The sequence below is a fragment of the Pseudomonas sp. NPDC088322 genome (assembly GCF_044740745.1).
GTDB classification, from domain to species: domain Bacteria; phylum Pseudomonadota; class Gammaproteobacteria; order Pseudomonadales; family Pseudomonadaceae; genus Aquipseudomonas; species Aquipseudomonas shirazensis.
The window spans coordinates 235996-249704 of record NZ_JBIURK010000002.1 but is presented as its reverse complement, the minus strand read 5'-3'; the positions used below and the strand labels follow the sequence as shown (position 1 = coordinate 249704).

At 63.5% G+C, this 13709-nt stretch carries 12 protein-coding genes; 5 read left to right on the top strand and 7 right to left on the bottom strand.

Features of this window, described 5'->3' with window-relative positions; all coding sequences use genetic code 11:
- Positions 1-29: 29 nt before the first annotated feature.
- Positions 30-2033, bottom strand: a complete 2004-nt coding sequence (locus ACIOAU_RS05375; protein WP_101319148.1) for a U32 family peptidase — start codon at positions 2031-2033, stop codon at positions 30-32.
- Positions 2034-2211: 178 nt separating this feature from the next.
- On the opposite strand from ACIOAU_RS05375, the gene ACIOAU_RS05370 reads away from it, so the two are divergent.
- Genes ACIOAU_RS05370 through ACIOAU_RS05360 form a run of 3 tightly spaced genes read left to right on the top strand, consistent with a single transcriptional unit; the run spans position 2212 to position 5890 of the window.
- Positions 2212-2718 (top strand): (2Fe-2S)-binding protein, encoded by a 507-nt coding sequence (locus ACIOAU_RS05370; RefSeq protein ID WP_150569336.1) that lies wholly within the window; start codon positions 2212-2214, stop codon positions 2716-2718.
- Positions 2715-3701: an FAD binding domain-containing protein gene (locus ACIOAU_RS05365; RefSeq protein ID WP_401180523.1), complete on the top strand. Its 987-nt coding sequence runs from the start codon at positions 2715-2717 to the stop codon at positions 3699-3701. Before ACIOAU_RS05370 ends, ACIOAU_RS05365 begins: the two co-directional genes overlap by 4 nt.
- The gene (locus ACIOAU_RS05360; protein WP_401180520.1) at positions 3701-5890 is read left to right on the top strand and encodes a xanthine dehydrogenase family protein molybdopterin-binding subunit; all 2190 of its coding nucleotides are present in this window, start codon (positions 3701-3703) and stop codon (positions 5888-5890) included. The genes ACIOAU_RS05365 and ACIOAU_RS05360 overlap by 1 nt, the downstream gene beginning before the upstream one ends.
- Positions 5891-5944: 54 nt before the next feature.
- On the opposite strand, the gene ACIOAU_RS05355 is transcribed toward ACIOAU_RS05360, so the two are convergent.
- Together ACIOAU_RS05355 and ACIOAU_RS05350 are read right to left on the bottom strand one after the other, a co-directional pair.
- Positions 5945-8029 (bottom strand): TonB-dependent receptor family protein, encoded by a 2085-nt coding sequence (locus tag ACIOAU_RS05355; protein ID WP_401180517.1) that lies wholly within the window; start codon positions 8027-8029, stop codon positions 5945-5947.
- Positions 8030-8207: 178 nt separating this feature from the next.
- Positions 8208-8588 carry a RidA family protein gene (locus ACIOAU_RS05350; protein ID WP_401180514.1) on the bottom strand — a complete coding sequence of 127 codons (381 nt, stop codon included), beginning with the start codon at positions 8586-8588 and terminating at the stop codon, positions 8208-8210.
- 164 nt (positions 8589-8752) lie between these two features.
- Here ACIOAU_RS05350 and ACIOAU_RS05345 point away from each other — a divergent pair, with 164 nt between their 5' ends.
- Entirely contained in the window at positions 8753-9451 is a 699-nt protein-coding gene (locus ACIOAU_RS05345) for a tRNA (adenine(22)-N(1))-methyltransferase (RefSeq protein WP_401180511.1), read from the top strand.
- A gap of 4 nt (positions 9452-9455) precedes the next feature.
- On the opposite strand, the gene ACIOAU_RS05340 is transcribed toward ACIOAU_RS05345, so the two are convergent.
- Positions 9456-9725, bottom strand: coding sequence for a DUF2790 domain-containing protein (locus ACIOAU_RS05340; RefSeq protein ID WP_101319160.1), 270 nt, complete (start codon positions 9723-9725; stop codon positions 9456-9458).
- Between the two features lie 118 nt (positions 9726-9843).
- Here ACIOAU_RS05340 and ACIOAU_RS05335 point away from each other — a divergent pair, with 118 nt between their 5' ends.
- Positions 9844-10776, top strand: a complete 933-nt coding sequence (locus ACIOAU_RS05335; RefSeq protein WP_101319162.1) for a LysR family transcriptional regulator — start codon at positions 9844-9846, stop codon at positions 10774-10776.
- 47 nt (positions 10777-10823) lie between these two features.
- Here the strand turns inward: ACIOAU_RS05335 and ACIOAU_RS05330 are convergent, their stop codons facing one another.
- From ACIOAU_RS05330 to ACIOAU_RS05320, 3 genes are all read right to left on the bottom strand, one after another.
- Positions 10824-11105 carry a hypothetical protein gene (locus ACIOAU_RS05330; RefSeq protein WP_150569329.1) on the bottom strand — a complete coding sequence of 94 codons (282 nt, stop codon included), beginning with the start codon at positions 11103-11105 and terminating at the stop codon, positions 10824-10826.
- A gap of 96 nt (positions 11106-11201) precedes the next feature.
- On the bottom strand, positions 11202-12494 hold the full coding sequence (locus tag ACIOAU_RS05325; protein WP_101319166.1) for an MFS transporter: 1293 nt from the start codon (positions 12492-12494) through the stop codon (positions 11202-11204).
- A 214-nt stretch (positions 12495-12708) separates the two neighbouring features.
- On the bottom strand, positions 12709-13635 hold the full coding sequence (locus ACIOAU_RS05320; RefSeq protein ID WP_101319168.1) for a LysR family transcriptional regulator: 927 nt from the start codon (positions 13633-13635) through the stop codon (positions 12709-12711).
- Positions 13636-13709 lie beyond the last annotated feature (74 nt).

Here is a 13709-nt window from a genome sequence, read left to right as displayed (position 1 = left end):
AGCGCTGACAAAGCGCTGCGGCAGGCCGATCAGTGCGGAGCGCGGATGATCGTCTTGAGCAGGTCTTCCGGGCTGATATGCCCAACCACCTGCTGCACGCCGCCACTGCCTGGCGAAGGCAGGTCGATGATGTGCGAGCGCATCTTGCCGACAACATGCATCTCACACGGCTTGCAATCGAACTTCAAGGTCAGCACTTCGTCGCCCTGGATCAATTGCATCGGTGCGACCTTGGTGCGTACGCCGGTCACGCCTTTGGCCTGTTTCGGGCACAGGTTGAACGAGAACCGCAAACAGTGCTTGGTGATCATCACCGGCACTTCGCCCAGCTCTTCGTGAGCCTCGTAGGCGGCGTCGATCAACTGCACACCGTGGCGGTGATAAAACGCCCGGGCCTTCTCGTTGTAGACGTTGGCCAGGAACGACAGGTGCGATTCCGGATACACCGGCGGCGGACTGCTTTCGGCCTTGCGTGCACCGCGTGGGTGGGCAGCGATCCGTGCTGCGGTCAGCGCCTCGATGGCCTCACGGCGCAGAGCCTTGAGCTGCGAGTTGGGGATGAAGAACGCCTGCGGTGCATCCAGCTCGATAGCGCTGGCGTGGTACTGGGTGGTGCCCAGTTGGCCGAGCAGGTCATGCAGTTGATCGAGCGCCTGTTGCGGCTTGTTGGCTGGGCCAAACGGGCCGTCGAGGGCGACGCTGACGCTGATGCCTTCTTCACTGGTGGCGGTCAGCTGCAGACGCTGCTCGCTCAGTTGCGCCTGCCAGGCCACGCCGACCCGGCGCTCCGCGGAGGTGCGCTGCAAGGCCTGCTGCCAGTTGTGATCGAGGTTGCGCGACAGCGGATGGTTCGGCTTGAGCCGGTACATGCCATCCGGCATCTCGTTGGGCTCGACCCGGTAACGGTAGCGCGGTGCACCGTCTTCCTCGAACTCGCCCTTGAGCTCGGCGATGTTGGCGCGGAAACCCACCACTTCGCGCTTGACCAGCACGTTGAGGCCGTCACCGTTGCTCAATGGCACCTCGGTGACGACCTGCATGTCACGCTTGCCGACCTTTTCCACCACGCCTACCGGCAGGCCGGTGAAGGTGGGCGAGTCGAACGCGCCGATGTCGATCTTGCGGTCGCTGACGAAGTAGTCAGTGCTGCCGCGGTGGAAGGTCTTGTCCGGGTCGGGCATGAAGAAGTGTTCGGTGCGGCCACTGGAAGCTCGCGCCAGCTCGGGGCGGTTCTCCAGAATCGCATCGAGCTCTTTGCGGTAATGGGCAGTGATGTTCTTCACATAGCCCATGTCCTTGTAGCGGCCCTCGATCTTGAACGAGCGCACGCCGGCATCGACCAGATCGCTGAGGTTGGCGGTCTGGTTGTTGTCTTTCATCGACAGCAGGTGCTTCTCGAACGCTACTACTCGGCCCTGATCATCCTTGAGCGTGTACGGCAGGCGGCAGGCCTGCGAGCAGTCGCCACGGTTGGCACTGCGCCCGGTCTGCGCCTGGGAGATATTGCACTGGCCGGAGAACGCCACGCACAGCGCGCCATGGATGAAGAACTCGATGGCCGCATCGGTTTCGCTGGCAATCGCGCGGATCTCTTGCAGGTTGAGTTCACGCGCCAGCACCAGCTGGGAGAAGCCGGCCTGATCGAGGAAACGCGCCCGAGCCAGGGTGCGGATGTCGGTCTGGGTGCTGGCGTGCAGCTCGATCGGCGGGATGTCCAGCTCCATCACCCCAAGGTCCTGCACGATCAACGCATCGACGCCGGCATCGTACAGCTGATGGATCAGCTTGCGCGCTGGCTCCAGCTCGTTGTCATGGAGGATGGTGTTGATGGTGGTGAACACCCGCGCGTGGTAGCGCCGGGCGAACTCGACCAGTTCGGCGATCTCGCTGACTTCATTGCAGGCGTTGTGCCGCGCGCCGAAGCTCGGGCCGCCGATATAGATGGCGTCAGCGCCGTGCAGGATGGCTTCGCGGGCAATCGCCACGTCGCGGGCAGGGCTGAGCAGTTCCAGGTGATTCTTGGGCAAGGACATGGCTTTATTTTTTCGGGCTGTCACGGTTTAGGCGGGCATTGTAACGGTGAAACGCTCACGCGGCACCTGCGCACTGCCCGATGGTGAGTCGGTACTGGTCAATTAGCTTGAACGCCTGCGCTTGCCACCCGGTCGTACCTGAAAACATAGCCCGACCGACCGTGATGAGGCCCCGACCATGAGCGACACCCCGACCGACCCTAGCGGCCAGGCCATCAGCCTGACCTTGAACGGAACGCCCCGGCAGCTGCAGGTGCAGCCCTGGACCACCTTGCTTGACCTGCTGCGCGAGCAGCTCGACCTGACCGGTACCAAGAAAGGCTGCGACCACGGCCAGTGCGGTGCCTGCACGGTGCTGCGCAATGGCCGCCGGGTCAACGCCTGCCTGACCCTGGCGATCATGTGCGATGGCGACCAGCTGACCACCATCGAAGGGGTCGCAGACGGCGACAGCCTGCACCCGCTGCAACAAGCCTTCATCGAGCATGATGCCTTCCAGTGCGGCTACTGCACCCCCGGGCAGATCTGCTCGGCGCTGGGCATGGCCAACGAAGGCCGCGTGCGCAGCCGTGACGATATCAAGGAAGCCATGAGTGGCAACCTGTGCCGCTGCGGTGCCTACAGCAATATTCTCGATGCCGTGGAAGCGACCTTGCCGTTGATTCATGGAGGGCCGCGGCCATGACTCCGTTCCAGTACAGCAAGCCCACCAGCATCGACGCCGCTTTGGCCCTGACCGGCCCACAGGCGCGGTTTATCGCTGGCGGCACCAACCTGCTCGACCTGATGAAAGAAAACCTCGACCAGCCCGAACATCTGATCGACATCACCGGCCTGCCGCTGGACCAGATCAGCGAAACCGAGGCGGGCGGGCTGCTGGTCGGTGCGCTGGTAAGCAACGCCGACCTGGCCTGGCATCCCCTCGTCGAACAGGCCTATCCGCTGCTCAGCCAGGCGATCCTGGCCGGTGCTTCGCCGCAGCTGCGCAACATGGCCAGCACTGGTGGCAACCTGCTGCAGCGCACCCGTTGCTACTACTTCTATGACGCCGGCACGCCGTGCAACAAGCGCGAACCTGGCTCGGGCTGCCCAGCCCGTGATGGCCTCAACCGCATCCATGCGATTCTCGGCGCCAGTGACAGCTGCGTTGCGGTGCACCCCTCGGACATGTGTGTGGCGCTGGCAGCGCTTGAGGCGCGGGTACATGTGCAGGGCAAGGCTGGCGTGCGCCAGATCGACTTTGCCGACTTCCACCGCCTGCCGGGTGACAGCCCGCAGCGCGACAACCAACTGGCCGACGATGAACTGATCACCGCCATCGAGCTGCCGGCGCCGCAGTTCAGCCTGCACAGCCACTACCTCAAGGTGCGTGATCGGGCCTCCTATGCGTTTGCGCTGGTCTCGGTTGCTGCCGCGCTGGAACTGGACGGCGACAAGATCGTCAGCGCCCGGCTGGCGCTTGGCGGCGTCGCCCACAAGCCTTGGCGCAACCCAGCGGTGGAGCAGATGCTGCAGGGCCGCGCTGCCACCGGCGAGAGCTTCGCCGCTGCGGCGGACATGCTCCTGGCCGATGCCCAGCCACTGGCGCACAACGCCTTCAAGATCAAGCTGGCCCACGCGGCCATCGTCCGCGCCTTCACCGAAGCTGCCGCAACAGGAGTTGCCTGATGAATACCTTGAAACCCGTTAGCGGCCAGCCCATGGACCGCGTCGACGGCCCGGCCAAGGTCACCGGTCAGGCCCGTTACGCGGCCGAATACCCCACCCCTGATTTGCTCCACGGCAGCGTGGTCTCGAGCACCATCGCCCGCGGCCGCGTGCGTCATATCGACTGCGAGGCAGCATTGCGCCTGCCAGGCGTGGTGGCGGTGCTGCACCATCAGAACCGGCCAAAGCTGGCGGGCGAAGACGAGCAGTACGAAGACGCTGATTCGGCCGATGGCTCGCCGTTTCGCCCGCTATACAACGACCGTGTGCTCTACAGCGGTCAGCCGCTGGCACTGGTCGTCGCCGACAACCTCGAACTGGCCCGGCATGCCGGCACGCTGGTGCGCATCGAATACGAAACCGAGGCCCATCAGACCGATCTGCTCGCCGGGCAGGCCCATCCCGCGCCGGCTGAGCTTCCCAAACCCCGCGGCGACTTCCAGCAAGCCTATGACGCTGCACAGGTGCGGGTCGATGCTACTTACAGTACCCCGATCGAGCATCACAACCCGATGGAGCCGCACGCGTCCACGGTCATCTACCACCCAGGCGGCAATCTGGAAGTCCACGACAAGACCCAAGGCACGCAGAATTGCCGTGATTATCTGCACAGCGTGTTCGGCCTGCCCAAGGAGAAACTGCGAGTATTCGCGGCCTATGTCGGCGGCGCGTTCGGCTCTGGTTTGCGCCCGCAGTATCAGTTGCCACTGGCCGTGATGGCGGCGCTGCAACTGCAGCGCTCAGTGCGCGTCACTCTGACGCGCCAGCAAATGTTCACCTTCGGCTACCGCCCACGCACTGTGCAGCAGTTGCGCCTGGCCGCTGACGCGCAGGGCAAGCTGCAGGCGATCCATCACGCCGCTACCGGCCAGACCTCGCGCTTCGAAGACTTCAGCGAGCACGTGGTCGAGTGGAGCGGCATGCTCTACCAGTGTGACAACGTGGCCATGGACTACCGCCTGGTGCCGCTGGATGTCTACACGCCGCTGGACATGCGTGCGCCTGGCGCGGCGCTGGGCTTGATTGGCCTGGAATGTGCGATGGACGAGCTGGCGGTGGAACTGGGCATGGACCCGGTCGAGTTACGCCGGCAGAACTTTGCCGAGAGCAACGGCAACGAAGGTAAACCGTATTCCAGCAAAGCTCTGCTGGACTGCTATAGCCAAGGTGCCGAACGCTTTGGCTGGGCCGCGCGCAATCCGCAGCCACGCAGCATGCGCGAAGGCCATGAGCTGATCGGCTGGGGCATGGCCGGCGGGGTCTGGGAAGCGATGCAGATGAAAGCCAGCGCCCGTGCGCGCCTCGATGCCCACGGCCAGTTGGTGGTGAGCAGCGCGACCACCGATATCGGCACCGGCACCTATACCGTGATGACCCAGATCGCCGCCGACGCGATGGGCATGGCGCCGGCTGAGGTGACCTTTCTGCTGGGGGATTCGGCGCTGCCGACCGCACCGTTGCAGGGGGGCTCGTTCACCGTGTCGTCGGTCGGTTCAGCGGTGCGCCAGGCCTGTGAAGTGCTGCGCGGCAAACTGCTGATGGCAGCGCGCAGCTGCTACCCGGAGCTGTCCGGTCATCCGGCTGAGGACATGGTTATCAGTGAGGGTGAACTGCATGTTGGTCGCCGCCGTTATCCGCTGGGCGAAATACTGCCGCGCAGTGGCCTGGAGGCGAAGGTGGTGTGCGAGCCCGATGCCCGCCGTGACGGCTATGCAACGGCAACGCACTCAGCGGTATTCGTTGAGGTGCGGGTCGATGAAGAGCTCGGTACGGTGCGTCTTGGCCGGGTGGTCAGCGCGATTGCAGCGGGGCGGGTGATCAATCCGAAGATGGCCCGCAGCCAGATTCTCGGTGGGGTGGTCTGGGGTGTCAGCATGGCGCTGCATGAAGAGACCTTGATCGACCATGAGCTGGGCCGCTACATGAACCACAACCTGGCGGAGTACCACATTCCGGTACAGGCGGATTTCGCCGACATCGACGTGCTGTTCGTGGACGAACCGGACGAGATCGTCAACGCCCTCGGCTCCAAGGGCGTCGGTGAGATCGGTATCGTCGGGGTGCCGTCGGCGGTGGCCAATGCGGTGTATCACGCCACTGGCAAGCGGATGCGTGAGTTCCCGTTGACTATCGATCGAGTGCTTGGTTGAGGCTGACTCCGGCTGCCGCGGCCTGGATCGAGGCTGCTGCAGCCGGGGCAGGGGTCAGAACTGGTATTCCATGCCGGCGCCGGCGTACCAGGAGCGACCGGGGGCTGCTTCGTAGTAGCGCTGGTTACCATCGCCGACAATCACCGAACCGACGTATTGGCGATCGGTCAGGTTGTCCAACCGCAGCAGTTGATGGAAGGTCCATGGGCCAAGGTTCTGCTCGAAGCGCGTGCGCCAGTTGAATACGGTATAGGCCGGCGCAGCGGTCTGTTGATTGCTGTCCTCAACGTAGACTTTGCTGCGATATTGGCCCTCAAGGCCCATGCTGATCCCTGGATGCGGTTTCCACACGAGCTCGGCAAATAGACTGCTGCGCGGTACGCCAGGCAAATTGTTGCCTTTCTCGATGGTGCTGCTGCCTTGGCTGACGGATTCGTCATAGGTTGCATCAAGCAGCGTGTAGGCGACGTTTGCCTGCCATTGTTCGCTCAGCTCCCGTTGCACACCAAGCTCCAGGCCGCGTCGCAGTGTCTGGCCGGCGTTTTGGTAACTGGTGCGACCGTTGCTTGAAGCAAATACCACCACTTCGTCTTCGGTCTGAATCTCGAACAGCGCCAGGTTGATCCGGGTGCGGTCGTCTGGACGGGCTTTAAGGCCGATCTCGTACTGGGTGCTGGTCGCGGGTTTGAGGCCGAAGTTGAAGCCTTCCACGGCACCTGGCGCATAGGCCATCTCGGCCTGCGTCGGGGTCTCGAACGCCTTGCCAGCGCTGACGTAGCCGTGCAGCTCAGGGGTGAAGGCGTACATCACCGACAGTGTCGGCGTGGTGCGTTGATACTTTTTCGAGCCGCTGGAATCGCCATTGGCCAGGTACTTGTCGTTGACCTCCATTTCCATGCTGCTGCGGCGCACGCCAGCGTCCACGGTCCAGCGGTCGAGTTCCCAGTGGGCTTGTAGATAAGGGTCGAGGCTGGTGGCGGTGTCCTTCTCGTCGCGACGCAGTTCACCTTTGACGCCCAGGGTGGCGCCGCTGAAGTTCTGGAAGCCGCGGCGGTCGTCCGTGCTGCGGTCGTAATCGGCGCCGGCAGTGAGAGTCAGGGCACCGTAGGCGACTTCGACCGGTTGAATCCAGCGCAAGGTGCCACCGTGGAACTCCCGGTCGAAATCGACCACGCCACCGCCGCGGTTGTTGGGCGCTGTGCCTCGGGGGATCGACAGATACTGAATCACACTGCGCTTGCCCGCATACAGATTGAACTGCAAGGTCGCGTCACCGAAATAACGCTCGTAATTCATCCCCACTTGCTGGTGATGGATGCTTTTGCGCGTGTTGTATTCTTCGGCGCGGCTGCTCACTGAGCGCGGATCAGCCTTGTAACCTTGCCAGGTCTGCCCCAGCGGGTCCTGCGTGCCGTTCTGCTCCAAAGTGCTGATGATCAGTGCCAGGCGGCTGTCTTCATCGGGGCGTACATGCACCTTGGCAAAGGTCTGGTCGCGCCGGGCCGCACTGTGGTCGCGGTAGCCATCGGTGTCCAAGCGAGAAGCATCGAGGACGAACCCGGCATAGTCATTGCCACCCTCGCCGTAGACATGGTTCTTGTTGAAGCCATCGCTGCCAAAGGTGGTGTCGACGCCGACTTTGGGCGCCCCGGCGCCATCGCGGGAGAACATCTGGATCACGCCGCCGGCATTGCTGCCGTAGATCGCCGACGCAGGGCCGCGCAGCACTTCGATGCGCTCGGCCACATCGAGGTTGAGCGAGGCTGCCTGGCCCTGGCCATCGGGCGTACTTGCCGGGATTCCATCGCTGAGCAGCTTGATCCCGCGAATGCCAAATGCCGATCGAGCGCCATACCCGCGAGAAGATATCTGCAGGTCCTGGGCGTAGTTCTGACGGTTCTGCACCACCAGCCCGGGCACGCGATTGAGCGCCTCGGACAAATTGACCCCCAACTGGCCATCAGCGATCTGCGCGCGTTCCACTGTGTCGATGGAGTAGGGCAGGTCGAAGCTCTGGTTGGGTGCATAGGTGCCCGTGACTACCACCGGGTCGAGCAGGTTGAAGGTGGTTGCAGGCTCGGCATGGGCCAGGCTGCACAGGCCGAGGGTTGGCAGTAGAACGGTGAAATGGCGACGCATGGGGCTTCCTGCAGCTTGAAACGGTGATAAAAGTGCGGCTTACGCGGTCTCCGTAGGAGCGGCCTTGTGTCGCGAAAGGGCTGCGTAGCGGCCCCAGGATCTGCGCCACGCCGCAAAATCGCCGGGGCCGCTACGCGCCCCTTTCGCGACACAAGGCCGCTCCTACAGGGGGATCGCGTCAGGCTTTGGCGGCCATTGCGGTTACTTCTACGCGCTTGCCTTCAACTGCCAGTGCGGCCACGCCAACGGCGGCCCGGACCGGCCATGGCTGGCTGAAGAAGCGCTGGTAGACCTCGTTGAATGCAGGCCGGTCAGCCATGTCGGTGAGGTAGATGGTCAAGTGCAGCACACGGTCCATGGAACTGCCAGCGCGCTCCAGGGCAGTTTTCAGCGCCTGCAGAGTGCATTCGCTTTGCTCGACAATCCCGCCCAGCTCCAGGCTGCCGTCTGCCCGGGTCGGGATCTGCGTGCTCACCAGCAAATTGCCGAAGCCGGTCACGTCGGACGAGATCGACTCCGGGTCTGGGTCTGGAATGAAGGTAATGTCTGCATTTGCCATGGGAATAGATGCCTAGCACGGGAGGAAAGGCGCAAGCCTACGTGAGCGAGCCGGGCCGGTCGAGCCGCCGCTGGGCCATTGAAATTGAAATAGTAGGCATTGCCGGTCAGAATCGCGGCCATTTGGCCGAGCGCACAGCCTCGGTTATGCAGAAGGAACAGGGCTTGAACGAACACACACTGTCGCAACGCCTGGAACGGGTCGCGGCGAACGTGCCGGCATCAGCGCGGCTGGCGGATATTGGCTCGGACCACGGTTACCTGCCGGTGGCGTTGATGCTGCGCGGGGCGATCGAGTTTGCCGTGGCTGGCGAAGTGGCGCAGACGCCGTTTCACTCGGCGCAGCGCAAGGTGCGTAAAAATGGCCTGGAGCAGCGTATCGCCGTGCGCCTGGCGGATGGCCTGGCAGCGATCGAAGCGGGTGACCGGATCGATGTGGTCAGCTTGTGCGGTATGGGCGGCGAGACCATGTGCGAGATATTCGAGCGCGGCAAGAATCACCTGGCTGGCAGCGAGCGGTTGATCATGCAGCCCAACGGTGGCGAGCAGGAGCTGCGCACCTGGCTGATGAACAACGGTTACCGCATCGAGCATGAAGAGGTCCTGCGCGAGAACCGCTTCGACTACGAGATCATCGTTGCCGTGCCGGCTGCTGACGTGGCCTACACGCCGCAGCAGCTATTGTTTGGCCCGCGCTTGATGGAGCAGCGCAGCGAGGCGTTTCTGGGCAAGTGGCGCCGCGTGCTGCGTCAGCGCCAGCAGACCCTGGCGCACTTCGAGCATGCGCAAGAGGTGCCGCAGGCCAAGGCCCGGCTGTTCAGCAAGCAGGTCGAGTGGATTACTCAACTGCTGGCCGGGGCCTGATCGATTACATCTGCGAGCAGTTACCCATCTCGCGGAAGCTGATGTCGTGGCGCTGGCCTTGCTGGTCCAGATAGGCCATCCGCGCGGTGCCCACCTTGCAGTCTTCGATGTCGCTTGCCGGGGTAATGGAAATCACCTTGGCAACGTCCAACGGCATGCCGTAGTGGTATTGCTCAACCGCTGCGGGTACTGGTTGTTGATTGCCCTGGTCGGCGTAGGCAACGGTGGTAGCCACTGAGCTGAGAAGGGCAAAAATTGTGATAACGGCTTTCATGATGAGCTCCTCTTACGTATGAGCCATGATGCATTGCTTGGCGATTCACAATAAATGGCCTGCTACGTGATAGATTGCTGCTCTTGATGTACGAATTAAATTTCAGGAGCGCGCTTCCATGGACATGCTGCATGCCATGCGGACTTTCACCCGGGTAGTCGATTGCGGCAGTTTCGCGGGCGCCGCCAATGCCCTCGATATCTCTGCCGCCCAGGTCTCACGCATCGTCGCCGAGCTTGAAAACCAGTTGCAGACCCGCCTGCTGCACCGCACCACCCGGCGCCTGCGCATGAGCGAGGCGGGCGAGCGTTTCCTTGAGCGGGCGCGGCAGATCCTGTTGCTCAGTGAAGAGGCCATGGACGAAGCGCGCGGCGCGCACCTTACCCCGCGCGGGCGGCTGCGGGTGCACTCCACCCATGGCTTGGGCCTGCTGATGATGCCGCTGGTGGCGGCCTATCAGGCGGCCTGCCCGGAAGTGGTGATGGAGCTGACCCTGTCGCAGCGCAACCCCGATCCGCTCGATGAGGGCCACGACGTGGTCATCACCATCGGCCGCGGCTTGCCGGATTCGCAGCTGATTGCCATCCCCCTGGGCGGCATCTACAGCATCCTTTGTGCCTCACCTGACTATCTGGCGCGTCACGGCGTGCCCGAGCGACCAGAGGACCTGCAGCAGCATGTGTGCATGCGCATGGGCGACCCATTGTTCGAAGAGGACTGGGTATTTGAACAAGCGGCCGAGAGCTGCGTGATTCAACCGCAGCAGACCTTCCTGACCAACGTCGCGGATGCCATGTTGCAGGCTACCGAGCTGGGTATGGGGATTGGCTTGATTCCGTATTTTTCCGCGACCAGGGCCATCGAGCAGGGACGGCTATGCCGGGTATTGGCGCCACATCGTCTGCGGCAGCGGGAGATTTATGCGATCTATCCGTCCCGGCACTATCTGGATGCCAAGGTGCGGACCTGGCTGGACATGCTCAAGGAGCAACTGCCGCTGATGTTCCAGGCGCATGAACAGGTAGTCGAAGAACAGCGCCACTGGCGCTGATTGAACTGAAGCGCGGCGCTGCAGGTTTCCCCACAGCGCCCCTGCAATCAATGATCGTCTTGTTCGGCACTGCTCGAGTCGCTTGGCCCAGGGGTCTTGCCATCTGCGCCATCGGAGTCGGTTCCGGTATCGCTGCTGTCGTTATCCGGGCTGCCGCCTGGGCTGTTGACGCTGCTGCCATCACCGGCGGTGCTGCCACGCGGTTGGTCGCCAGAGGACTGTTCAGTGGTGGACTTGCCGCTGTTCATGTCTGTGGCAGCAATGCTGACGGTAGAAGCAAGGCCCAACGACAGGGCAAGAACTAACGGAAGCGGGCGGAAGCGAACCATGGTGAATCTCCTGTAAGGATGATCGTCATGTGTTCGGCCACGCCAGCGGGGGCAGGGTGCCCGTCGGGCGACGAGCGGTCATGCCCCCGGCGCGGGTCAGGCGTGTTCTGCAGCAGGCGCCGGCGCCTGGGTTTCAGCCATCGACGGGTGCTCCTGCACGGCATGGCGCAGTTCTTCGGTCACCCGCAGTTCGGCACCACTCGGCGAGAACGTGGTGCTCGCAGCAAACGGCGCGGGATGCTCCGGTGCCGGGCGCTTGCCACGGCGCCAGAGGAAGAAGCTGACCATGGCCAGGTTGATCACGGCAAAGGCCCAGAACAGGCCGACTTCACCGTACGAGGTCATCACCGGCGAAATCGCCAGCGGCGCCATTGCCGAGCCCAGCGAGTTGATCAGCAGCAGGCCCTGGATCATCGGCACCAGCGCATCCGCCGGGGCGCGGTCGGCAGCGCTGCTGACCGACACCGGGTACACCGCGAACACACAGCCGCCGAGCAGGAACAGCATTGCCGGCAACAGCACCGAGTTGGCCGGCAGCAGGCCGATCACCAGCGACAGCACGGTGCACAGCGCGGCCAGCGTGATCAGCACATCCTGGCGGTCCTTGCGGTCCGACCAGCGCCCCACCGGATACTGCAGCAGCATGGCGCCGAGAATCACCCAGGCCATCATGGTGCCGACTTCACCCACCGCCAGACCGATGCGCTGCAAGTACAGCGGCAGCAAGGTATACACCGCAGCGATTGCCACGCCCGAACCAAAGCAGCCGACCAGCCCGGTGGGGGCCACGCCCAGCAGTTGCCGGGGTTTGAGCGGCTCGACCTGATCGAGCACCGGCGATACCTGCGGCAGGATCACGATCGGCAGCACCGACAGCGCTGCCAGCATGCCGGCGACCATGTATGGCGCGCTGGCGCCCAGGCCAGTGATCTCGCCCAACGCAGCCTGGGCCAGCACGCCAGCACCGTAGAAGGCGATCATGTAAAGGGCCAGCAGGCGCCCGCGGATCTTCGCGTCGCCGGCCATCAGCAACCAGCTTTCAATCACCAGAAACACGCCGACGGCAGCCCAGCCGTTGATCAGGCGCATGGCCATCCACCAGGTGGTGTCGTAGAACAGACCCTGCATCAGGCTGGTGGCGGCGATCAGCGCGGCGAAGCTGCTGTAGGCACGGATGTGGCCGATGCGCAGGATCAGCCGGTCATTGAACAGGGCGCCCAGGGTCAGGCCGATGAAGTAGGCCGAAGAGACGATACCGATCATCGTCGCCGATTCGCCCGCCGTACCCAGTTGCAGTGTGGTCAACGAAGACATGAAACCATTGCCCAGGGCCATGATGAACAGCCCAAGCAGGGGCGCCAGCGCCATGGCCAGCAAACGCGGAGACATACATACCTCAAGAAGAAATCAGCAGATGTGTGCCTTTTTGCCGCGCAGGCTGGGCCGGGCCATTGCGGACCGGTAGCGAGGGTGCCTGTAGCAGGGTGACTGGCGAAAAGGAGGCGCGATTTTAAGCGTTATCCTGGATTTGCCAAGGGGGCTGGCCCTGCGACCATCCGCCGCAGGATCAACGGTCGGCGTGTTGATGCAGCAGCCCGCGCTATCAGGCGTGGCCATCCGCCAGCCGTGGCGGCTGAAACAACTGCCGAATCAACTCGCGCAACCAGCGATTGCCGCTATCCTGGTGGTAGCGTGCGTGCCAGTGCTGCTTGACCGTGAAGCCGTCGACCGCAAGCGGGCAATCGGTCATCTGCAGGCCATGCATGGCGGCCAGTGTCTGGCCGATATGCCGAGGGAGCGTCGCGATCAGGTCGGTCGAGCCGACCACCATGCCCAGCCCGAGAAAACCGGGCAGCTCAAGCATCACCCGGCGCTCGATGCCGGCCCGGGTCAGAGCCGCCTCGAGCAGTTTCTGGCCGGTGCCGGCACTGACTTGCACGTGTCCCTCGGTCCGGTAGCGGGTGATGCTCATGGGCTCGCCGTCAGTGGCATGTTTGGGGTTGCTCAGGCACACCCAGTCCTGCTCGAACAACACCTGCTGGTACATGCCGCCGCCCAGCCAGGGCACAAAACCAATGGCCAGGTCGGCCTCGCCTGATTCCAGCGCGCTTTCGGTATTGCCGTCGATGCGTGCCGCTTCCAGGCGGATGCCCGGCGCGTGCGAGCGCAGATGATTGAGGATGCGCGGCAGCAAGGTGATGTGGCTGGCATCGCTGACGCATAAGCGAAAACGCCGCTGCGCGGTCGCGGCGATGAATTGTGGCTCCGAGGCAGTCAGTCGGCGCAGCGATTCGAGCACCTCGCGGCACGGCCCGATCAACTGGTCGGCCCGCGGCGTGGGCGCCATGCCGCCGGGGGTGCGTACAAATAAGGGGTCGTTCAGTTGCTCGCGCAGGCGTGCCAGCCAGATGCTGATGGTCGGCTGGCTCTGGCCCAGTTGCTCGGCGGCGCGGGTCACGCTGCGGCAGTTGTAGAGGACATCGAACAGGCGCAGCAGCTTGGGATCTGGCAGGGCATCCAACGGGGTCATTATTGTAATTCTCAATAGTGCTATTGAGGCCATTGTATAGCCCAAATAAGCCCGCCTGCCTAATGTAGTCGCAA

Coding starts and splice junctions, on each gene's coding strand:
- ACIOAU_RS05375 (WP_101319148.1), bottom strand. CDS start 2,033: ATGTCCTTGCCCAAGAATCACCTGGAACTGCTCAGCCCTGCCCGCGAC.
- ACIOAU_RS05335 (WP_101319162.1), top strand. CDS start 9,844: ATGGACATGCTGCATGCCATGCGGACTTTCACCCGGGTAGTCGATTGC.
- ACIOAU_RS05320 (WP_101319168.1), bottom strand. CDS start 13,635: ATGACCCCGTTGGATGCCCTGCCAGATCCCAAGCTGCTGCGCCTGTTC.
- ACIOAU_RS05325 (WP_101319166.1), bottom strand. CDS start 12,494: ATGTCTCCGCGTTTGCTGGCCATGGCGCTGGCGCCCCTGCTTGGGCTG.
- ACIOAU_RS05330 (WP_150569329.1), bottom strand. CDS start 11,105: ATGGTTCGCTTCCGCCCGCTTCCGTTAGTTCTTGCCCTGTCGTTGGGC.
- ACIOAU_RS05360 (WP_401180520.1), top strand. CDS start 3,701: ATGAATACCTTGAAACCCGTTAGCGGCCAGCCCATGGACCGCGTCGAC.
- ACIOAU_RS05350 (WP_401180514.1), bottom strand. CDS start 8,588: ATGGCAAATGCAGACATTACCTTCATTCCAGACCCAGACCCGGAGTCG.
- ACIOAU_RS05355 (WP_401180517.1), bottom strand. CDS start 8,029: ATGCGTCGCCATTTCACCGTTCTACTGCCAACCCTCGGCCTGTGCAGC.
- ACIOAU_RS05370 (WP_150569336.1), top strand. CDS start 2,212: ATGAGCGACACCCCGACCGACCCTAGCGGCCAGGCCATCAGCCTGACC.
- ACIOAU_RS05365 (WP_401180523.1), top strand. CDS start 2,715: ATGACTCCGTTCCAGTACAGCAAGCCCACCAGCATCGACGCCGCTTTG.
- ACIOAU_RS05340 (WP_101319160.1), bottom strand. CDS start 9,725: ATGAAAGCCGTTATCACAATTTTTGCCCTTCTCAGCTCAGTGGCTACC.